The sequence below is a fragment of the Sulfuriflexus mobilis genome, from assembly GCF_003967195.1.
GTDB lineage: Bacteria > Pseudomonadota > Gammaproteobacteria > AKS1 > AKS1 > Sulfuriflexus > Sulfuriflexus mobilis.
In genome coordinates, this window is sequence record NZ_AP018725.1 from 1668088 (window position 1) to 1688973 (window position 20886).

Annotated in this window: 19 protein-coding genes; 8 read left to right on the forward strand and 11 right to left on the reverse strand. The window is 53.3% G+C overall.

What is annotated here, in order from left to right; translation table 11 throughout:
• The first annotated feature begins 36 nt into the window (after positions 1 to 36).
• Both EL386_RS08270 and EL386_RS08275 read left to right on the forward strand, forming a co-directional pair.
• Positions 37 to 393: a hypothetical protein gene (locus tag EL386_RS08270; protein WP_126455193.1), complete on the forward strand. Its 357-nt coding sequence runs from the start codon at positions 37 to 39 to the stop codon at positions 391 to 393.
• Positions 394 to 420: 27 nt separating this feature from the next.
• Complete coding sequence (locus EL386_RS08275; protein ID WP_126455195.1) at positions 421 to 2523, forward strand: EAL domain-containing protein; 2103 nt, start codon at positions 421 to 423, stop codon at positions 2521 to 2523.
• Here the strand turns inward: EL386_RS08275 and cysG are convergent.
• The 8 genes from cysG to ald form a co-directional block, all read right to left on the reverse strand.
• On the reverse strand, positions 2520 to 3932 hold the full coding sequence (cysG, locus tag EL386_RS08280) for a siroheme synthase CysG (RefSeq protein ID WP_126455197.1): 1413 nt from the start codon (positions 3930 to 3932) through the stop codon (positions 2520 to 2522). The genes EL386_RS08275 and cysG overlap by 4 nt on opposite strands.
• A gap of 105 nt (positions 3933 to 4037) precedes the next feature.
• Entirely contained in the window at positions 4038 to 5315 is a 1278-nt protein-coding gene (serS, locus tag EL386_RS08285; RefSeq protein ID WP_126455199.1) for a serine--tRNA ligase, read from the reverse strand.
• Positions 5316 to 5344: 29 nt separating this feature from the next.
• A complete protein-coding gene (locus EL386_RS08290) occupies positions 5345 to 5650 on the reverse strand; it encodes a DUF190 domain-containing protein (protein WP_126455201.1) in 306 nt (101 codons plus the stop codon).
• Positions 5651 to 5659: 9 nt separating this feature from the next.
• Complete coding sequence (crcB, locus tag EL386_RS08295) at positions 5660 to 6034, reverse strand: fluoride efflux transporter CrcB (protein WP_126455203.1); 375 nt, start codon at positions 6032 to 6034, stop codon at positions 5660 to 5662.
• Between the two features lie 5 nt (positions 6035 to 6039).
• Positions 6040 to 7377, reverse strand: a complete 1338-nt coding sequence (locus tag EL386_RS08300; RefSeq protein WP_126455205.1) for a replication-associated recombination protein A — start codon at positions 7375 to 7377, stop codon at positions 6040 to 6042.
• Positions 7378 to 7404: 27 nt separating this feature from the next.
• Entirely contained in the window at positions 7405 to 8019 is a 615-nt protein-coding gene (lolA, locus tag EL386_RS08305; protein WP_232020179.1) for an outer membrane lipoprotein periplasmic chaperone LolA, read from the reverse strand.
• Positions 8019 to 10325, reverse strand: coding sequence for a DNA translocase FtsK (locus EL386_RS08310; protein WP_126455207.1), 2307 nt, complete (start codon positions 10323 to 10325; stop codon positions 8019 to 8021). The genes lolA and EL386_RS08310 overlap by 1 nt, the downstream gene beginning before the upstream one ends.
• 173 nt (positions 10326 to 10498) lie before the next feature.
• Positions 10499 to 11554, reverse strand: coding sequence for an alanine dehydrogenase (ald, locus tag EL386_RS08315; RefSeq protein ID WP_126455209.1), 1056 nt, complete (start codon positions 11552 to 11554; stop codon positions 10499 to 10501).
• A gap of 156 nt (positions 11555 to 11710) precedes the next feature.
• Here ald and trxB point away from each other — a divergent pair, with 156 nt between their 5' ends.
• The gene (gene trxB / locus EL386_RS08320; RefSeq protein ID WP_126455211.1) at positions 11711 to 12676 is read left to right on the forward strand and encodes a thioredoxin-disulfide reductase; all 966 of its coding nucleotides are present in this window, start codon (positions 11711 to 11713) and stop codon (positions 12674 to 12676) included.
• A gap of 90 nt (positions 12677 to 12766) precedes the next feature.
• On the opposite strand, the gene EL386_RS08325 is transcribed toward trxB, so the two are convergent.
• Together EL386_RS08325 and EL386_RS08330 are read right to left on the reverse strand one after the other, a co-directional pair.
• Positions 12767 to 13966 carry a GAF domain-containing sensor histidine kinase gene (locus tag EL386_RS08325; RefSeq protein WP_126455213.1) on the reverse strand — a complete coding sequence of 400 codons (1200 nt, stop codon included), beginning with the start codon at positions 13964 to 13966 and terminating at the stop codon, positions 12767 to 12769.
• 198 nt (positions 13967 to 14164) lie between these two features.
• Entirely contained in the window at positions 14165 to 14623 is a 459-nt protein-coding gene (locus tag EL386_RS08330) for an RDD family protein (protein ID WP_126455215.1), read from the reverse strand.
• A gap of 331 nt (positions 14624 to 14954) precedes the next feature.
• Here EL386_RS08330 and EL386_RS08335 point away from each other — a divergent pair, with 331 nt between their 5' ends.
• The 5 genes from EL386_RS08335 to infA all read left to right on the forward strand — a co-directional run bounded on the left by EL386_RS08335 (position 14955) and on the right by infA (position 18537).
• The gene (locus EL386_RS08335; protein ID WP_126455217.1) at positions 14955 to 16091 is read left to right on the forward strand and encodes a GNAT family N-acetyltransferase; all 1137 of its coding nucleotides are present in this window, start codon (positions 14955 to 14957) and stop codon (positions 16089 to 16091) included.
• 228 nt (positions 16092 to 16319) lie between these two features.
• Complete coding sequence (gene aat / locus EL386_RS08340) at positions 16320 to 17063, forward strand: leucyl/phenylalanyl-tRNA--protein transferase (protein WP_126455219.1); 744 nt, start codon at positions 16320 to 16322, stop codon at positions 17061 to 17063.
• Positions 17063 to 17782: an arginyltransferase gene (locus EL386_RS08345; RefSeq protein WP_126455221.1), complete on the forward strand. Its 720-nt coding sequence runs from the start codon at positions 17063 to 17065 to the stop codon at positions 17780 to 17782. The genes aat and EL386_RS08345 overlap by 1 nt, the downstream gene beginning before the upstream one ends.
• Before the next feature lie 117 nt (positions 17783 to 17899).
• Entirely contained in the window at positions 17900 to 18136 is a 237-nt protein-coding gene (locus EL386_RS08350) for a hypothetical protein (protein ID WP_126455224.1), read from the forward strand.
• Positions 18137 to 18318: 182 nt separating this feature from the next.
• Positions 18319 to 18537, forward strand: a complete 219-nt coding sequence (infA, locus tag EL386_RS08355; RefSeq protein ID WP_126455226.1) for a translation initiation factor IF-1 — start codon at positions 18319 to 18321, stop codon at positions 18535 to 18537.
• A gap of 53 nt (positions 18538 to 18590) precedes the next feature.
• On the opposite strand, the gene clpA is transcribed toward infA, so the two are convergent.
• Positions 18591 to 20861, reverse strand: a complete 2271-nt coding sequence (gene clpA / locus EL386_RS08360) for an ATP-dependent Clp protease ATP-binding subunit ClpA (protein WP_126455228.1) — start codon at positions 20859 to 20861, stop codon at positions 18591 to 18593.
• Between the last annotated feature and the right edge of the window lie 25 nt (positions 20862 to 20886).

Sequence of the window (20886 nt, forward strand, 5' to 3'; positions counted from 1 at the left end):
ATATCTCTTTATATGTTTCAAGGATAGGCTATTGTCATGAGCGATCTTGAGCAGACTACTTCACCGGCCCACCCAAATAAAAATAAATTCAATATTCTCAAATGGATAACCACCGACAATACACATCAAACCGTTGATAAAGCAAATAAAGCTTCTCCTGGAATGCGATACATACTTGCCGTATTCCTGTATGGAACGGGCAACAAAAATTCCCTTGCCGGGACACCCAGGAACAAATCCAGTAATAGCAATAAGGTTTTATTAGCCCCTTTCCCATGCCGATGTTTAAGACAGGCACAGACTTACCCCGGCCCCCAAGAGCCGTCCGTACAGCAAGTGAGTCTGGTCAGCAAAAGCCATTTTACGGCTAACAATATACTGACCGTTGTCTAACAAGCAGACTATCGCATAAATCCTGATATGCCATCATCCATATTAAAAAAGATTCTCGTCATAGATGATGACTCAATCACACGCAAGGCACTGGTCAAGATCCTGAATAATGCCGGCTATGAGATCTTTGAAGCCGACAACGGCAACCTCGCCATTAATATGTTTAAGATCCATACGCCTGACCTCATCCTATTGGATGTGGTAATGCCAGGCATGAATGGTTATGAAGTCTGCGCAAAACTCCGCTTACTCATTGATTATCATAACCTACCTATTTTGATGCTGACTGGGCTAACTGATGCCGAGTCAGTAAACAAGGCCTTCAATGCCGGTGCCACTGATTATATAACCAAACCCATCAATTGGACATTACTCGAGCAACGTGTGCGCTATGCGATACGTGCTACAGATATGCACCGAAGCCTACAGACAAACAAGGCAAAACTTGAACAGGCCCAGCATATTGCCAAAATAGGTTACTGGGAGATACAGCTTGATAGCAATGAGGTGGTTTGCTCCTCAGAGCTTATGCAACTCCTAAACTTGAACAAGAGCCTAAACAATAGACCCATAGAAAAATTCCTGAAGATGGTACACCCTGATGATTTCGACAGGCTGCAAAAAACATTTATTAACTCAATAAATAATGCTAAGCCATTTCAAATTGAGCATCGCATTATCCGCAATGACGGTAAAGAGATGCATGTCCAGCAACAGACAGAGATTATTTTCGATATCAATAATAATCCCATCAGCATAATTGGCACGCTACAGGATATTTCTGAGATTAAGAGCGCCAAGGACTTAATCAGTTATCAGCAATATTATGACAGCCTGACAGACCTGCCTAATCGAAAATCCTTTATGGTACATTCAAAAAATGTCATAGATGGACCTGACCACCGTAATGAGATTATTGTTACTTGTCTGATTGGTGTTGATAAGTTAAAGATAATTAATGAGACCCTTGGCCATGATGCCGCAGACGAGGTTATTCTCGCCTATACACAGCGCCTTAAAACACTGAATTCTGGCAACAATATCTACATTTCACGCTATAAGGACGACAGCTTTGCCTTACTGGCAACGGCTATTATGGATTATTTACAAGTGAACGATCTTATTACACAAATTACTGCATTGAGCAAAAAACCCATCTGGCTAGGTGAACATGAAATACACATCAGCACCAGCATAGGTTTGAGCCTGTTCCCGCTCGATAACGATGACTTTGATATTATTCTCAAAGGCGCTGAAAATGCGCTCAATCGTGCCCGCGACAACGGCGGCGCACAAGCAGTTTACTATAGTGAAAAAATGAACCGTAAAGCCCGCGCGCGCATGGACATCGAACGTGATATACGTAAAGGTCTGGAGCGCGATGAGTTTGTTATCTATTACCAACCGCAAATCGATATACATAGCGGCCTCGTCTCAGGAATGGAGGCCCTGGTGCGCTGGATGCACCCGGTAAAAGGTATCATCTTGCCACCCGCCTTCATCTCTGTTGCTGAAGAGAGCGGCCTGATTAAACAACTCGGTAATGTCGTTCTAAGAAAGTCCTGCCAACAGACAGCAGTATGGAATAGAAGGGGTCTTGGTGGTCTGCGTGTTGGAGTTAACCTCTCGCCTAAACAATTGCTCAACAAAGATTTTCAGAATGAGGTCGTCAGTGCCATTAAAGACAGTGGCCTGCCACCTTCCCTGCTTGATCTGGAGATCACCGAGAGTATGGCTGTGAAGAATATCAAGAACGTAATCGCATCTCTGAAACAATTTCAGGATATTGGTGTTACCATCTCCATGGATGATTTCGGTACGGGCTATTCAGCGCTCAGTTATATTCGTCAGTTACCGATCAATATTATCAAGATCGACCGCTCCTTCGTCAAAGATATCGGTGCCGGAGATGATGGCTCCATCGCCAAGGCAGTTATTGCTATGGCTCACAGCCTGGGAAAAACCGTTATTGCGGAAGGGGTTGAAACCGAGGTCCAGCTGGACTTTATGTTCGAAAATGGCTGTGAAGAAATACAGGGCTTTTATTTCAGTCAGCCACTACCCGCCGATGAATTCGAAAAGTTTGTCATTCAGCACAATACTTTACAGACCCGGCAACACTCCAACTAGGCACTCTCGACGCCCCAATAAGCAGACTCATCATACCAGTTCAGTTTTTCATGCAGCTTGATGACATTGCCGACAATGATCAGCGTAGGCGCCTTGATATTCTCACGCTCGACCACAGCCGGCATGCTGGCGAGATCTCCGGTAAATAGCCGCTGTTCCGGCGTTGTCGCCTTCTGCACCAGCGCGATCGGCGTATCAGCCGGCATACCGTGTTCGATCAGCTTGGCACAAATGGTACCGATGCCTACCAGCCCCATATAAAACACTACGGTCTGGTTTGGTTGCGCCAATGCCGGCCAGTTCAGGTTGATCGTGCCGTCTTTCAGATGGCCGGTGGCAAACACCACAGACTGCGAGTAGTCGCGGTGGGTCAGCGGGATACCGGTATAAGACGAGGCACCGGCGGCGGCGGTAATACCCGGCACCACCTGGAAAGGGATACCCTCTTCGGCCAGGGTATCGATTTCCTCACCGCCACGGCCGAAGATAAACGGATCACCACCCTTCAGGCGACAAACACGCTTACCCTCTTTGGCCAGGCGCACCAACAACTGATTAATATCTTCCTGCGGCACAGCGTGATAGGCACGCTCCTTACCGACGTAGATACGCTCGGCATCACGGCGCGACAAGTCCAGCACCTCTTTCGACACCAGGCGGTCATGCACGATGACATCGGCCTGTTGCATCAGCCGCAGGGCACGGAAAGTCAGCAGGTCCGGATCACCCGGGCCACCACCTACCAGATAGACCTCGCCGACCTCCTGCTGCATGGCATCCGGGGCATCGAGTGTCTGTTGAATGATCTTCTCGGCCTCGGCATCACGACCGGCAAATACCATCTCGGCCACTGAGCCCTGCAGGATACGCTCCCAGAACAGGCGACGGTCACTGGGCTTGTCAAAACGGGCCTTCACCTTCTCACGAAAGTCGGCTGTCATCTTGGCCAGACGGCCATAGGCACTCGGGATCATGGTCTCCAGACGCGAACGGATCATACGTGCCAGTACCGGTGAAGAACCGCCGGTAGAGACGGCCGCGATCACGGGCGAGCGGTCAACAATCGATGGCATGATAAAGGTACACAGGTCCGGGTCATCGACGACATTGACCGGGGTCTGCTGAGCGGTGGCAGCGGCATGGACAGCGGTGTTGACAGTGGCATCATCGGTGGCGGCGATCACCAGGGTCATGCCCTTTACATCTGTGGCCTCAAACTGGCCAGTACGGTGCTGGATGCGGCTCGCGGCCAGGCTGTCCTGCAGGCTAGCGGATAAAACCGGGGCACGCACGTGGACCGTGGCACCCGCATCGATCAACAAGGCGGCCTTGCGCGAGGCGACTTCACCGCCGCCGACGACGAGACAATCGCGTCCGTTTAACTGCATGAATACCGGTAAAAAATCCATGATCAGAACTACCCTGCTGGCTGCTTACAATAAATGGCCGGGCATTATATAACCCGGCCGTCTCAGGGGCAAAACACGCCCATTTGTTTCCGTGAATTTGTGGGGTTATACGCTGATGCACTCCAGACCACCCATATAGCCGCGCAAGGCCTCGGGCACGACAATGCTGCCATCGGCCTGCTGGTAATTCTCCATCACCGCGACCAGGGTCCGGCCCACGGCCAGTCCTGAGCCATTAACCGTGTGGACGAGGGCCGGTTTCTTCTGCTCCGGCACGCGACAGCGGGCCTGCAGGCGGCGGGCCTGGAAGTCGAGGAAGTTGCTACAAGACGATATCTCGCGGTACTTGCCCTGCCCCGGCAGCCAGACCTCGAGGTCATAGGTCATGGCTGCGGAAAACCCGACATCGCCGGCACACAGGGCCATGACACGGTATGGCAGGCCGAGTTTCTGCAGGATGACCTCGGCATGACCGGTCAGCTCCTCGAGCGCCTGCCAGGACTTGTCCGGCTGCACGATTTGCACCATCTCGACCTTCTCGAACTGGTGCTGGCGGATCATGCCGCGCGTGTCTTTGCCGTAGGAGCCGGCCTCGCTGCGAAAGCACGGCGTGTGGGCGACGAATTTCATTGGCAGTTGTGCCGGTTCGAGGATCTCGTCACGGACGATGTTGGTCACCGGTACCTCGGCGGTCGGGATCAGGTAATACTCCTGCTCACCCTTCAGAGCGAACAGGTCATCACCAAACTTCGGCAACTGGCCGGTACCGTGCAGGCTGTCACTATTGACCAGGTACGGCACGTAAACCTCGGCATAGCCGTGCTCACGGCTGTGCGTGTCAAGCATAAACTGGGTCAAGGCGCGGTGCATGCTAGCCAGCGGGCCGTTCATGTAGCTAAAACGTGAACCGGTCAGCTTGGTCGCGACCTCGAAGTCCATCATGCCAAGGCCGGCACCGAGGTCAACGTGGTCCTTCGGCTCAAAATCCAACGTGGTCGGTTCACCGACACGGCGCAGTTCGACATTGTCGTCTTCGTCCTTGCCATCCGGCACCTCGTCACTGAGAATGTTAGGGATACCAAGCAGGATGGCATTTAACTGGGTCTGGATCTCAGATAATTCCGTCTCGGCGGCCTTGAGCTTGTCACCGAGTTCCGCCACCTCATCGAGCAGGGGCTGGATATCCTCACCGGCGGCCTTGGCCAAGCCGATTGACTTGGAACGGGTGTTGCGCTCGTTTTGCAATTCCTGGGTCGCAACCTGCACGGCCTTGCGTTCGGCCTCCAGTGCCTGCAAGGCCTCAACATCCAGCGTAAAACCACGCCGTGCCAGTTTCGCGGCGGTGGCCGGTAAATCGTTTCTGAGTAATTGTGGGTCCAGCATGTGTCTGTTCTCTATCTCACTATCATTGCTCAGGCGTTGACTTGCGCGGACCAGTGCACGATATGCCCCGCGCCAACCTCCGCCGAGAGGTGTTGAATAATTTTCTCTACTTTTGCCGGTGCATCAAAGAACTCGACCACTACGGGTAAATTCAGTGACAAATCCAGTAATGAAGACGAATGCATTTTGCCGGAGGCACCAAAGCCAGCAATACCACGGAATGCCGTGACGCCCTTAACCTGTTCCTCGTCATGCAACCGCGCCAGCAAGGGTGTTAATTGCGCATCGGCTTCAGTCAGGTAAATTCGTACCATTGTAACGTTTATTGCGCCCATTCTCTCCCCCTAAAGCTGTCGAATCGCCACTACGCCCACCCAGGTCGCAATGACACACAGGCTGACACTGAAAAACATATTTGCCAGGGCGCGCAGATGCTCGCCATTCTCGAATAAGGACAGGGTCTCGATCGAGAAGGTCGAAAAGGTCGTAAATGCACCCAACACACCAATTAACAAAAATCCGCGCCACTCGGCCGCGTCTACGAGACGCTCCACCAACAACACGTAGAACGCCCCCATGAGCAGGCTGCCGAGCACATTCACCGTCAGGGTACCATAGGGAAAATCACGACCGGTCACGGCATAGACCGCGTTAGAGACCGCAAAACGCAACACCGCACCCAGGGCACCGCCGGCGGCAATAAAGAGTAACTGTGACATAGACCTTAGCCCCCCGGCTTGTTGTCTTTTTTGTATTGCGCATCAAGCTCGCGCAAGTGTTGCATCTTAGCGGCGATCTTTTCTTCCAGCCCGCGTGGCACCGGCGTGTAGTAGACACGTGGCCCAAGCTCATCGGGGAAATAATTTTCGCCCGCAGCATAACCATCCGGCTCATCGTGCGCGTAACGGTAGGCCTGGCCGTAGTCGAGCTCTTTCATCAACTTGGTCGGTGCGTTACGCAGTTGCAAGGGCACCTCATAGGTACCGCTTTCCCTCACATCGGCCATAGCCATGTTGAAGGCCTTGTATACCGCATTACTCTTTGGCGCCACGGCAAGATACAACACGGCCTGTGCCAGTGCCAGGTCCCCTTCCGGACTGCCGAGGCGCTCGACCGTATCCCAGGCATTCAGGCATATTTGTAACGCACGCGGGTCGGCATTGCCGATATCTTCCGAGGCCATACGCACGACACGGCGGGCAAGATATAAAGGCTCGCAGCCACCATCGAGCATACGCGCCAGCCAGTATAGCGCGCCATCGGCCGAGGAACCGCGTACCGATTTATGCAAGGCCGATATCTGATCGTAAAAGACCTCACCGCCCTTGTCGAAACGGCGCACGCCTCCGGCCACGACCTCCTTGATAATCTCATCACTGACTACCGCCTCGTCACTCAGGTCGGTGATGATCTCAAGCAGGTTCAGGGCCCGACGCGCATCGCCATCCGCGGCCTGCACCAACAACAAGAGTTGATCATCACGCATCGCGGATGGCGAATAACCCAGACCCTGCTCAGGGTCTTCGAGCGCGTGACGCAGGATGCGTAACAACTCCCCTTCTTCATGTCGGCGCAGGACATAAACACGCGAACGTGATAACAGAGCATTATTCAGTTCAAAGGAGGGGTTCTCGGTGGTCGCGCCGATAAATATCAAGGTACCGTCTTCAACGTAAGGCAGGAAGGCATCCTGTTGCGCCTTGTTAAAGCGATGTACCTCATCAACAAACAATACGGTCTGCTTGCCACTGGCCTGGCGTTGCTTGGCCTGGTCGACCGCGGCACGAATATCCTTGACCCCGGATAACACCGCCGACAGGCTCAAAAACTCGGCACCGCAATAATTCGCCAGCATGCGTGCCAAGGTAGTCTTGCCAGTGCCGGGTGGTCCCCAGAATACCATCGAGTGCAAGGCGCCGGATTCAATCGCAATGCGTAGCGGCTTGCCCTCAGCGAGCAAGTGGCTCTGGCCAAAAAAGTAATCAAGATGGTGTGGGCGCATGCGGTCGGCCAGTGGCTGACCGATATCCGGGGTTTGCGCTGAAAAGAGATCGGGCTTCATATAAGCCTATGCCGGAAAACGCACAACTTACTCACCAATGACATCCACACCCTGTGGCGGCACAAAATCAAATTGCGCAGGGTTGAGTTCGGGGTTACGCTCAATATTGGTGAAACTGATTCGGGTCAACTGGCCAAAGCTGTCCTGCAGCTCCATGCGTTTAAGATTATGTTCGTCAAAACCCAGTACCAGCTTTTCAAAACCGGTCTCTTTATTCTTCGGCGTCAACTCGACCCAGGCAAGTTCATGTTCCATGCCCAGTTCACGGATGCTGAAGTTGTCTTCAATCTTCGTCTTACTGCTGAGTAACAAGGCCGGTGTATTATCGAGTGCCGCGTCCATCTTTCGCACCGTGACCTGTTCAAGGTCAACATCATACAGCCAGACCTTCTCACCATTGGCAACGATCAACTGCTGGTAAGGCTTCTGGTAGTCCCAGCGGAAGCGTCCGGGGCGAGATAGCAGCATGATACCACTGGTCTGTTGCAGAGCTTTGTTCTGCGAGTCCAGCACCTGCTGGGTAAAATCGGCACGCACCGACGTCACATCATTAAAAAATGCCTGCAGGCGCTCACCGGCAACACCGGCCAGCGATGGCAGGGGCAGTAATAACAGCAATACACAAAACAATCTTTTCATCATTAGCCTTTCGGTGGCCGTGGCGCGATCACCTCGCGCTGGCCGTTACTTTGAACTTCACTGACAACCCCGGCGAGTTCCATCTCTTCGATCATACGCGCCGCGCGGTTATAACCGACCTTCAGACGACGTTGCAGACCCGAGATCGAGGCACGACGTGACTCGGTGATAATCGCCACAGCCTGGTCGTAGAGGGGGTCCATTTCATCACCACTGCCACCTTCAGAGGGCGTCAGTCCCGGCACACCATCACCACTGCTTTCACTGGTAATCGCATCGAGGTAATCCGGCTCACCCTTACTCTTCAGGTTATCAACGACCTTGTGCACTTCCTCATCAGAAACAAAGGCTCCATGGATACGCGTCGGCACGCCGGTACCGGGCGCCATGTAAAGCATGTCACCATGACCGAGTAGTTGCTCTGCCCCACCCTGGTCAAGGATCGTCCGCGAATCGATCTTGGTCGAGACCTGGAAGGCCACCCGCGTCGGGATGTTGGCCTTGATCAAACCCGTGATCACATCCACCGAGGGGCGTTGCGTGGCAAGAATCAAATGAATACCGGAGGCACGGGCCTTTTGCGCCAGACGTGCGATCAACTCCTCGACCTTTTTGCCGACCATCATCATCATGTCGGCCAGCTCATCAATTATGACCACGATAAAAGGCAGGTGTTCCAGCATCGGGGCTTCTTCATCGAGGCCTTCTGCCGCGACGAAGGTCGGGTCAGGAATGGGTTCGCCCCTGTCGATCGCCTCTTTTACCTTACGGTTATAACTGGTCAGGTGCCGCACCCCGAGCGCGGCCATGAGTTTATACCGGCGTTCCATCTCTGCGACACACCAGCGCAGAGCGTTCGCGGCATCCTTCATATCGGTCACCACGGGCGTTAACAGATGTGGAATACCTTCGTAGATCGACAACTCGAGCATCTTCGGGTCGACCATGATGAGACGCACATCATGCGGCGTGGCGTTATAAAGCAAACTCAGGATCATGGCGTTAATCGCCACCGACTTACCGGAACCAGTCGTGCCCGCTACCAGCAGGTGCGGCATCTTCGCCAGGTCGACCACTACCGGATAACCGGCAATGTCCTTACCCATCGCCAGTGACAGTTTCGAGTCATGGCTTTCGTATTCTTTCGAGTTGACGATCTCGCGCAGGCGTACAATCTCACGTATTTCGTTTGGCACCTCAAGACCGATCACCGACTTACCGGGGATCACTTCAACAACCCGTACACTGACTATCGACATGGCACGCGCCAGGTCCTTGTCGAGGTTACTGATCTTACTGGCCTTCAAACCGGGTGCCGGCTGTAACTCAAAGCGCGTGATCACGGGGCCGGGATGCACGGCAACGACTTCAACCTCAACACCGAAGTCCTGCAGCTTTAGTTCCACCAACCGCGACATGGCCTCAAGGGCCTCATTCGATAACTTGTTTTCAACCACCTTTGGCAGGTCGAGCAACGACAACGGCGGCAGCGGTGTATCATCGGCGGTGTCGAATAACGGCACCTGGCGTTCACGTTCGGCGCGCACCCCAGGCTCAGGCAAGATCACCACCGGTTCAATGCGCGGTGGTTTGCGTGTCTCGATCCTGCGCTTGACCACCTCGACCGTATCATTACGTTTAATGCGTGCCCGACGGCCCTGCAGGTATTCACGGAAACGCGCTGCCTGCTCGCGTGACAGGCTGAGCAGCATCAGTGTGTACTTGCCAGTCACGTCCATGAGCCTGAACCATGACAGGCCGGTAAACAGGGTCACCCCGGTGAGAAACAGGGCCAGCAGGAATAGCGTCGCACCGAGAAAGCTGAACAGTCCCACCAGGCCGTTACCGGCCAGGTCACCGAGGATCCCGCCGGGATTGAGTGGCAGGGCCAGTTCGGGCTGCTGTACGTGCAGGGTCGCCAGACCCGCCCCAGCACCGAGGGTGAGCAGAAAACCAACTGCACGCAGGACAAACTGCCGGGTGTTGAAGCCCACGGTCAAATTACGCCCCTGGAATAACAGCCAGCCACTGTAGACAACCATGATCGGGAACAGGTAGGCCATCAGGCCGAACAAATACAGGAAAATATCGGCAAACAGCGCCCCGGCGATACCACCGGCGTTATTGACACTGCCCGGCTGACTGGCGCTGTGCGACCAGCCAGGGTCTGAGACCTTGTAGGTCAGCAGGCAGAGCAACAGGTAGACACCGATGGCCCCCAGCACCAGCAGGCTGCCCTCGCGCAGGCCGCGATGGTGGTTAATCGTGCTCTCGTTTGCCGTGGATTGTGTGCGTTTTGCCTGGGCCAAGTGGGGTACCGTTATGACAAATATAAAAGAAGAGGTTTTTTAGTGTCAGTCGTTTTACATTACTGACACTTATGATGCTTTTATTTATGTAACTTTCTTAATCTTAACGAGTTTTATTCAATAAGACCATCCCTGTGCCCATCTCCGGATGGGTTATTGCCTTTCCGGCCTGTTCAGGCCCGCAGCGCTGGGTGCACCACCTTACCCGCCTCGACGTTCACCGCCCCGAGCAGGACCGGGTCCTCACGCCATTCCGGTGTGCAGAGTCGCCCCAGCCACGGCAAGATCGCCGCTGACAGGGCCTGCGAGGCACTCCTCGGCACCGCCCCCGGCATGTTCGTGACCCCAAAATGGGTCACCCCATACCGCTCGAAGGTCGGCTGGCTGTAATCTGTGGGCCGCGTGGTCTCGATGCAACCGCCCTGATCCACGGCGATGTCGACAATCACACTGCCCGGCTGCATGGTCTTGACCATGGCCTCACTGACGAGGTGCGTGGCCTTTTGACCGGGGATGAGGATCGCCCCAACCAGCAGGTCTGCGCCCTGCACGGCCTCGGCGATACTCTCGCCATAGCTGTGCAGGCCGGTGACGTTGTCGCCGAGGGCCCGCATCTCGGCCAGTTTGTCGCGATTACGGTCAAATACGGTCACCTCGGCACCGAGCGCGGCGGCCACACGTGCGGCATTGCCCCCGGCGACACCGGCCCCAAGCACCACGACCCTGCCCCGCTCGACGCCGGGCAGTCCCCCCAGCAACAGGCCCTTACCGCCCTGTGGCCGATGTAGCAGGTTACTGCCTATCTGCACCGACAGGCGTCCGGCGATATCGCTCATCGGTGCCAGCAGCGGCAGCTGCCGGTCTACTGCCACGGTTTCAAAGCCAATCGCGGTCAGGCCAATGACCTGTAGTTGCCGGGTCAGCTCCGGCAGGGCCGCCAGGTGCAGGTAGGAAAATACCAGGTGCCTGGCGGTCAGGTGTTCAAGGTCTGCGGCCACCGGTTCCTTAACCTTGACCACGAGGCGTGAACGAGCATACAACTCGGCGGCGTCTTCAACCACCCGTGCCCCGGCCTGTGTATAGGCCGCATCGGCATAGCCGCTGGCCTGTCCGGCACCGGCCTCGACAAACACCGTATGGCCGAGACGGCACAGGTCGGCGACCGCCGCCGGCACCAGGGCCACACGGCCCTCGAGCACCTTGATCTCCCTCGGGACACCAATATCCATTCACCACCTCCATCATTGTATCGAGTTATACCGCCTGACCGACTTTACCGCTCGCCGGGCTTTCCGTACCATAGCGTTCAGGAACTTCCCTATAGTTTGCACCTCCAACCGTAGACGAACAACCACGGTTTTTTTTCAAACGGAGACACCATATAAATGAATGATGTAAAGCATTGTCGACTGCTGATTCTCGGTTCTGGCCCGGCCGGTTACACCGCCGCGGTGTATGCCGCCCGCGCCAATCTCAGCCCGGTCATGGTCACCGGCCTGCAACAGGGCGGCCAGCTGATGACCACCACCGATGTCGATAACTGGCCCGGCGATCAGGCCGGTGTGCAGGGCCCGCAACTCATGGAGCGCATGCGTGAACACGCCGAGCGTTTTAACACCGAGATCCTCTTCGACCACATCAACAAAGTCGATCTGAACAGCCGCCCGTTCCAGCTCAGTGGTGATTCCGGCCAGTACACTTGCGATGCCCTGGTCATCGCCACCGGTGCCTCCGCCATGTATCTGGGTCTCGATTCCGAAGAGGCCTTTAAGGGACGCGGCGTCTCCGCCTGCGCGACCTGTGACGGTTTCTTTTACAAAGGCCGCAAGGTCGCCGTGATCGGTGGCGGCAACACCGCAGTCGAAGAGGCGTTGTATCTCGCCAACATTGCTGAGCACGTTACCGTCGTCCACCGCCGTGACAGCTTCCGTTCGGAAAAGATCCTCGCCGACCAGTTGATCGAGAAATCCAAGACCGGCAATGTCAGCATCGAGTGGAACCACCAGCTTGATGAGGTCCTTGGTGATGACAGTGGCGTGACCGGCCTGCGCCTGAAGAACACGCAAGACGATTCTACAAAAGACATCGATGTGCACGGTGTGTTCATCGCCATCGGCCACAAACCGAATACCGCCCTGTTCGATGGCCAGCTCGACATGGAACACGGTTACCTTTCCGTCAAGGGTGGCTCACAGGGCAATGCCACGCAGACCTCGATCGAAGGCGTATTTGCGGCGGGTGATGTCGCTGACCACATCTACCGCCAGGCAATCACCTCGGCCGGTTCCGGTTGTATGGCCGCACTCGATGCCGAGCGTTATCTGGATAACCTGGAACGCGGCGGAAAATAAACCACCATTGCATTAAACAAAAAAGCCCTGCAATGCAGGGCTTTTTTGATCTAATTCATGCGTTTTTTACGTGGGACCTGTCATTAATTTTTATTTAATTAACGGCAACTTAAAATAAAACGTTGTCTTTTCGCCTGAAATGGATTCAAAGCCAACCAGCCCTTGTTGCGCCTCTATAATTAACTTACTTATATTTAAACCCAAACCCGTACCGGGCAACTTGTTATTATTTTTATTATTAAGTTGTTTAAACTTCATGAACAATAACTCTTGATGCTCAACCGGGATACCCGGGCCATGATCGGTTATTTCGACAACGGCATAGCCCTCTTCAACTTTAAGATTGATTATAATTTCATCATCCCTATGCGTGAACTTTGCCGCATTAGAAATAAAATTACTCATCACCTGCAGCAATCTATGCTCATCTCCATAAATCCATAAACAATCATCGACTGGATGCTGAAGCGTTAGGGTAGTATGGCATTCCCTGCAATACTGCTCATTCAGCTCTGTCGATTTTTTCAGCAAACTGATTATGTTCAGCCGCTCTCTATGGAGTTCTATTTTTCCAGATTCAAATTTAGCGATGTCCAGAATGTCATTGACGAGTCCAAGCAAACGTTCAGCATTACGAAAGGAGATATCAACCAATTGTTGTTGCTCCTTTAATTTTCCAACTTTGCTATTCAGTAATAATGACAGCGAACCATAAAGTGCCGTCAATGGCGTTCGTAATTCATGACTCACCATTGAGACAAACTCGTCTTTGGCATGGTCCAGAATTTGAAGCTCCTTTAATTTAAGCCTTAATTCCAACTGGCTCACCACTTGCCGCGCCAATGCCTTGAGGGCATCTTTTTGATTCTGTGAAAGTGTTCGCGCCTGATTGCCTATCACACACAGGGTGCCCAGCTTTTGATTATCACTCATAATCAACGGCGCACCCGCATAGAACTCAACATGCGGCCCACCGGTGACCAGGGGATTATCAATAAATCTCTCGTCCTTACTGGAATCCTCAACCACCATGATATCGTCGCCAAGAATGGCGTGTGCACAGAACGCGAACTCGCGGGGTGTTTCGCGGGCCTTCAGGCCATAGTGTGATTTAAACCATTGTCGATCACGGTCAACCAGGCTCACCAAGGCAATGGGGGTACGGCAAATTTCCGCCGCCAGCATGGTCAGGTCGTCATACGCCTGCTCTTCAAGCGTATCAAGAATACCCAGTTCATATAATTTGCGAAGACGATCTTCTTCGTTGTCGGGAATATCCGCTGCTATCATTTCGTGACTGCCTGGATGATATTAAATACACCTATTGACTGCGGCCTCGATGCGCGTCAATAAAAGGTCTATTAGTGTAGTCACTTGCAAGACAGCTTGTCTATTAACATATTATTAGTCCGTTATTTCATCATTTGTACACCTAATACATTTAACCTTTAAGAAAGCATGGTCAAAGGCTGTTGCTGAGACGCAAAATTATTGTGCCGGCTCTTCAAACTTAACCGGCTCAGGTGATGTCCGCCTGATTACGACAGTACCCGCAAGTTTGTCGTGCCAGCCCTGTTTACGCTTATCAATACCCACCCATATGATGCCCAGCATGAGCGGGATAATTGAAACATAATAAGCAAGATAACGGCCTATGAACTGCCCCGTAGACGGCTTACCGCCCGTCCGCGCATCAACAATAGTGAGCTGGGTTGCCATCTTGCCCGGTGTGGCTGATTTATACACCCAGAAAACAATAACCGCGACCATGGGCAGGAGATAATTTAGCAACACATCCCAAGTACCTTTAAAAAAACTTTCATCGAGCCAATAATCGACGCCATAGATAGCGGTCAGGATCGGCGCAATGATAAAGAACACCAGAATAGTATCGATGATGGCCGCGCCTGTTCTAATCCAAAACCCGGCATATTGTTGTTCGATCATATATCAACTCCCTTTATGGAATAACGATCTGAACTCACATGCATGCGAAGCATGTCGCGTGAAGTGTATTGTTAGATCTGACGACTTGCCTAGCTATTTCTCTCCACAATGCATGCATTAAACTCAGGCTTCTTCGCCATGATCCTGTCGCAGTAAATAGGCTTTAATTTTCAGCAAACACAGGCAACCTGCTTGCCCCCCCCTCTTTATAACTGTCTATTTGTTATTTATTGTTATCAACCTACATAAACATACCCGATAACCTGCTAATTACAAGGTCTTATGGTTAATTCCATTTGTCACCGCGCCGCTTTACTGCTGAAATAGCCCCATGCAAGCCCTTGTTCACTCCTCTCTCTCTGCCATTGATGCCAGCGACTGGAACGCCCTGGTCGGTGAGACCAACCCGTTCCTGCGTTATGAGTTCCTGCACGCCCTCGAGGCACACGACTGCCTGCGGCTCTGGGGCTGGTTGCCACAGTACCTGTGCGTGTTTGAGGGGGAGCAGCTGGTCGGCGCCGCACCGATGTATTTAAAGGATAACTCCTACGGCGAGTTTGTGTTCGACTGGGCCTGGGCCGAGGCCTATGCCCGCCACGGCCTGCAGTATTACCCGAAGCTGGTCGTCGCCGTGCCCTATACCCCGGTGACGGGTCAGCGCCTGCTGGTGAATGCCAACCACCCACAGGCCGATCTTATTCGCCATGCCCTGCACGAGGGTGCGCTGTCGCATGCGAAGCAACTCGAGGTCTCCTCCCTGCACTGGTTGTTTACCAATGAGGCCGACACCGACTTTCTCGAACAGCAAGGCCTGATGCGACGCACGGGTTGCCAGTTCCACTGGCACAACGCCGGTTACCAGAGGTTTGATGATTACCTCGCCGTACTGACCTCGAAAAAACGCAAACAGGTACGTCGTGAACGGCGGTTGGTTGACGAGGCCGGGATCGAGGTGGAACTCTTGCATGGCCGTGACACCACCGAGGCGCATTGGGAGACCTTCTATGAATTTTATTGCTCGACCTTTGCGCGCAAGAGTGGCCACCCGACCCTGAGCAAGGCCTTCTTTATTGCCCTGAGCCAGGACATGCCCGATGCGGTGGTGCTGGTGCTGGCCAAACACGAGGGCCGTTATGTGGCAGGCACCTTTAACCTGCGTGGCAGCAATGCGCTGTTTGGTCGCCACTGGGGCTGCCACGAGTCGTTTTCCGGCCTGCACTTTGAGCTGTGTTACTACCGCCTGATTGATTACTGCATTGAACACGGTCTGGCGCGCTTCGAGGCCGGTGCCCAGGGCGAGCACAAGATCAGCCGCGGTTTCCTGCCACAGGCAACGTGGTCGGCCCACTGGCTGGCACACCCGGACTTCAGTGACGCGGTCTCGAACTTCCTTAAGCACGAACACGGTGGCATGCAGGATTATATGCAGGTACTGAATGAACACAGCCCTTATAAAACAAATAAATAGGTAAAATTTCAGGCCTCCTTGTTTCAGTGCGAGACGGATGGCCGTGAGGCTATCAAGACAGCCGCAAGACCTGACCGTGCGGAAGAGCCAGAATGCCCGTAAACACCGACCTCTGTGACGTAAAAAACCTCCTTATCGAAGGCTTTTTTTGTATCCCCGATGCCCTGGCCTTGCGTTATGATAGCCATGCAGGCAAACAGTATATGATGAGACATCGACGACGACGGCATGGCAATAAATTCATCCATTGAGAGTTTGTACTGGCTATCACCTGATGATGACGAGGTGGCCTTCCCGCCCGTAGACCTGGCCCTGCGCGAGCCAGATGGCCTGCTCGCCTTTGGCGGCAGCCTCTCGGTGCAACGTTTACTGCATGCCTACCAACAAGGAATTTTTCCCTGGTATAGCGAGGGCCAGCCGATCATGTGGTGGTCGCCCGACCCGCGCATGGTGTTGTTCCCTGCAGATTTGAAGGTCTCACGCAGCCTGCGTAAAACGCTTAAGAAGAAATACTACACACTGACACTGGATACGGCCTTTGCCGAGGTGGTTGAGGCTTGTGCGGCACCACGTAAGGATGATGCCGGTACCTGGATCACCGATGATATGAAAAATGCCTACAAGGAACTGTACCGGCAAGGCCATGCACATTCAGTCGAAGTCTGGCTCGGTGAGGAACTCGTTGGCGGGCTTTATGGTGTGGCTATCGGTACGGTGTTCTTCGGCGAGTCCATGTTTGCACGCCGCAGTGATACCTCCAAGCTGGCCTTTGTCTACCTTGTGCAACAACTCAAACGTTGGGGCTATAGCCTGATCGATTGCCAGGTATATTCCGCCCATCTGGCCTCACTCGGCGCGATAAACATCCCGCGCGCCGCCTTTGTATCTTTGCTCAATGCGCATTGCCATGAAGCTGTCCATGGCGGCCATACTGGCCCCTGGCAGTTTGATAACGATTTTCAGGTGCTGTGATGGGTATTGCGGATCAACGGGCACTGAATTTCTATCTCACCCCTGAACATGAGTGCAGTTACCTGCCCGAAAAAACCTCGCAAACCCTGTTTGCCGACCCGGCGGTGCAGATCGGCACCAGCACGTATAGCGAATTGATCAAGTTCGGCTTTCGCCGCAGTGGCACACACGTCTATCGGCCGCACTGCCCGATGTGCGATGCCTGCATTCCCATCCGGATTGACGTGGCGGCATTTCGCCCCTCGCGTAGCCAGCGCCGCAACTGGCAGGCCAATGCCGACCTTGAGGTTATCAGCGTGCCTAACGAATACCGCGACGAACATTTCATGCTCTACCGCCGCTACATGCATTCCCGCCACCCGGGTGGCGGCATGGATACACCCGACCCGGGCAAATACAGTGAGTTTCTGATCAATCCTTATATAGACGGTGTATTTTACGAGTTTCGTCTCGATGACCGCCTGCTGGGCGTGGCCGTGGTCGATGTACTCGAGGATGCGCTCTCCGCCGTCTATACCTATTTCGACCCGCATGAAGCGGCCCGCGGCCTGGGGGTGTATGCGGTGCTCTGGCAGATTGCACAGGCAAAGGCGTCAGGATTAGGGCACGTTTATCTCGGTTACTGGATCAAGGCGTGTCAAAAAATGGCCTATAAGGATCAATATCGGCCCTTCGAGGTATACCGCGAGGGCACCTGGCAGCCCCAGCCAAAAAAATAATATTCATATATTTCATATATTTAACTATTTTTAACAAAAATCACCCTTGTGTGGTCCGACCTTTGCACCGATATAAGTAACAGCACACAGCTGAGTTTCATAACCCAGGAGTCAGCCATGTTGAGCTTTATCTACCGCTTGGTACGCGATTTTGAGATCGAACAGGGCATGAAGCCTAACGTGCTCTATCTCAATCCCATCCATTTCCGGCGCCTGCGCCAGGATTTCGTCGACCCGGACGATATTGAGGCCATCATTAATCGCCTCGATATGGAAGTCGTGATTGATAACAGTGCCTTACACCCGCACTTGTCACACGTGGGTAGCTCGCACCGCCAGGCCGCCTCATTCTGACCCCATGCTGAGATAGGGGGTTGGCCTGAAGTGGCCCTCGTTGTTCCTGTGGCCTGCGCCATGATCGGCCACTATTTCGCCTTTTTGCCACTAATTCATTGAACATTAATGATAATTCGGGCATTATTCAGCGCCGTTAACCACCAAAAAGCAGAGATGTCGCCCTAACGGCGCTAAGATTTATGGCAAAAGAAGAAGCAATTGAAATGGAAGGCACCGTCGTCGAGACGCTGCCTAATACGATGTTCCGTGTTGAGCTGGAAAATGGCCACGTTGTGACCGCGCATATTTCGGGTAAAATGCGCAAACACTACATCCGCATCCTGACTGGTGATAAGGTCACTGTGCAACTGACCCCCTACGACCTCAGTAAGGGGCGCATTACCTACCGCGCCAAGTAAGACACGCCCCGGTAAGACCTCAGGCAAGCATTCTTAATGAGGGCGTCCACTCATCAGTGGACGCTCTCATTTTCTTTCTCATCGGTCTGAATATCAAAACTCAGGCCATCGCTATTGGCACTGATGCGTACATGACCACCATTGACCAGCTTACCGAAGAGTAGCTCTTCGGCCAGTGGCTTCTTGATGTTCTCCTGGATCAGACGCGTCATTGGCCGTGCACCCATTTGTTCATCAAAGCCGTTTACAGCCAGCCAGGTTTGCGCGGCCTCATCAAGTTCCAGTGTGACATTTTTGTCATGGAGCTGCGCCTCAAGTTCAAAGATGAACTTGTTGACAACGTTGTCGATGGTGCGGCGATCCAGATTCTTGAACCAGATCACCGAATCAAGACGGTTACGGAATTCCGGTGTAAAGGTCTTGTTAATGACTTCCATATTATCCTTGTTGTGATCCTGCTTGGTGAAACCCATGCTGGCACGACTGATATGTTCGGCACCGGCATTCGTAGTCATGACAATCACTACATTACGGAAGTCCGCCTTGCGACCATTATTATCGGTAAGCGTACCGTGGTCCATAACCTGTAGCAGAAGATTAAAGACATCCGGGTGGGCCTTTTCGATTTCATCGAGCAACAACACGGCATGCGGCTGTTTGTTGACCGCCTCGGTGAGCAAACCACCCTGGTCAAAACCGACATAACCCGGTGGCGCACCGATCAGACGCGACACGGTGTGACGCTCCATGTACTCCGACATATCGAAACGGATCAACTCAACACCCATAATACGCGCAAGCTGACGTGTCACTTCTGTCTTACCTACACCGGTTGGGCCGGCAAACAGGAAAGAACCAATCGGGCGGTCTTCCGTACCGAGACCGGAACGTGACATCATGATAGCCGTAGACAAACTATCAATCGCCTCATCCTGGCCATAGATCACCATCTTCAGATCTTTATCAAGATTCTTGAGCATGTCCTTATCCGAAGAAGAAACCGTCTTCGGTGGAATGCGTGCGATGCTGGCAACAATACTCTCAATATCACCGACACCAATGGTCTTCTTGCGTTTCGATACCGGACGCAGGCGCTGGCTGGCCCCGGCCTCATCGATCACGTCAATGGCCTTGTCTGGCATGTGCCGATCATTGATGTAACGGTCAGCCAGTTCGGCAGCGGCACGCAGGGCCTGGCGTGTGTAACGAATCTCATGAAACTCTTCAAAGCGCGGTTTCAGACCCATGAGGATCAGTACAGTTTCTTCAACCGTTGGTTCATTGACATCAATCTTCTGGAAGCGACGTGCCAGCGCGCGGTCTTTTTCAAAGATACCGCGATACTCCTGATAGGTGGTCGAACCAATACACTTGAGTTCACCCGAGGCGAGCATCGGCTTGATGAGATTCGAGGCATCCATTACCCCACCGGAGGCCGCACCGGCGCCGATGATGGTATGTATCTCATCGATGAATAAGATTGCATGTTTTTCTTTCTTTAACTGTTTAAGGATCGCCTTCAGGCGCTTTTCAAAATCGCCGCGGTACTTGGTGCCTGCCAACAGTGCACCAAGATCCAGGGAATAAATCGTGGCATCAAGCAGAATATCCGGTACTTCGGCATCAACGATCATCTTTGCCAGGCCCTCGGCAATGGCGGTCTTGCCCACACCGGCCTCGCCGACATACAGTGGATTATTCTTTCTGCGCCGACACAGGATCTGTACAGTACGCTGTACTTCCTGCTGGCGACCAATTAGCGGGTCAATCTTGCCCTGCGCGGCCTGCTCGTTCAGGTTAACTGCATAATTATCCAGTGGGGATTTGGCCTGTTCTTCACCACCCTCTTCGTCCAGTTCCGGGCTAAGCTCATCATCATCGTTATCTTCGCTGATCTTTGAGATACCGTGCGAGATATAATTCACTACATCAAGACGCGTGATCCCCTGCTTGTTGAGGAAATAAACAGCCTGTGAGTCCGGTTCGCTATAGATCGCGACGAGTACATTGGCGCCGGTGACCTCTTTCTTGCCTGATGACTGCACATGGAACACGGCACGTTGCATCACGCGCTGAAAACCGAGTGTCGGCTGGGTTTCACGATCATCGGTTTGTGAAAGTATTGGGGTGGTCTCGTCAAGGAATCTTTCCACCTCGACTTTCAGGTCGGTAAGATTGGCGCCACAAGCATGTAGGACAGCCGAGGCCTCCGGGTTGTCCAACAGTGCCAGTAACAGGTGCTCGACAGTCATAAACTCATGCTTCTTGTCCCGTGTTTCCCTGTAGGCAAGATTGAGCGTGAATTCGAGTTCTTTATTCAACATTACAGCATCCTCACTTTATACAACC

Bases quoted from the DNA above. Each gene is read 5' to 3' on its own strand.
- aat (WP_126455219.1), top strand. From the start codon at position 16,320: ATGGCAATAAATTCATCCATTGAGAGTTTGTACTGGCTATCACCTGAT.
- EL386_RS08325 (WP_126455213.1), bottom strand. From the start codon at position 13,966: ATGATAGCAGCGGATATTCCCGACAACGAAGAAGATCGTCTTCGCAAA.
- EL386_RS08350 (WP_126455224.1), top strand. From the start codon at position 17,900: ATGTTGAGCTTTATCTACCGCTTGGTACGCGATTTTGAGATCGAACAG.
- trxB (WP_126455211.1), top strand. From the start codon at position 11,711: ATGAATGATGTAAAGCATTGTCGACTGCTGATTCTCGGTTCTGGCCCG.
- EL386_RS08335 (WP_126455217.1), top strand. From the start codon at position 14,955: ATGCAAGCCCTTGTTCACTCCTCTCTCTCTGCCATTGATGCCAGCGAC.
- infA (WP_126455226.1), top strand. From the start codon at position 18,319: ATGGCAAAAGAAGAAGCAATTGAAATGGAAGGCACCGTCGTCGAGACG.
- EL386_RS08330 (WP_126455215.1), bottom strand. From the start codon at position 14,623: ATGATCGAACAACAATATGCCGGGTTTTGGATTAGAACAGGCGCGGCC.
- clpA (WP_126455228.1), bottom strand. From the start codon at position 20,861: ATGTTGAATAAAGAACTCGAATTCACGCTCAATCTTGCCTACAGGGAA.
- lolA (WP_232020179.1), bottom strand. From the start codon at position 8,019: ATGATGAAAAGATTGTTTTGTGTATTGCTGTTATTACTGCCCCTGCCA.
- EL386_RS08275 (WP_126455195.1), top strand. From the start codon at position 421: ATGCCATCATCCATATTAAAAAAGATTCTCGTCATAGATGATGACTCA.
- cysG (WP_126455197.1), bottom strand. From the start codon at position 3,932: ATGGATTTTTTACCGGTATTCATGCAGTTAAACGGACGCGATTGTCTC.
- EL386_RS08345 (WP_126455221.1), top strand. From the start codon at position 17,063: ATGGGTATTGCGGATCAACGGGCACTGAATTTCTATCTCACCCCTGAA.
- serS (WP_126455199.1), bottom strand. From the start codon at position 5,315: ATGCTGGACCCACAATTACTCAGAAACGATTTACCGGCCACCGCCGCG.
- crcB (WP_126455203.1), bottom strand. From the start codon at position 6,034: ATGTCACAGTTACTCTTTATTGCCGCCGGCGGTGCCCTGGGTGCGGTG.
- EL386_RS08270 (WP_126455193.1), top strand. From the start codon at position 37: ATGAGCGATCTTGAGCAGACTACTTCACCGGCCCACCCAAATAAAAAT.
- ald (WP_126455209.1), bottom strand. From the start codon at position 11,554: ATGGATATTGGTGTCCCGAGGGAGATCAAGGTGCTCGAGGGCCGTGTG.
- EL386_RS08290 (WP_126455201.1), bottom strand. From the start codon at position 5,650: ATGGGCGCAATAAACGTTACAATGGTACGAATTTACCTGACTGAAGCC.
- EL386_RS08300 (WP_126455205.1), bottom strand. From the start codon at position 7,377: ATGAAGCCCGATCTCTTTTCAGCGCAAACCCCGGATATCGGTCAGCCA.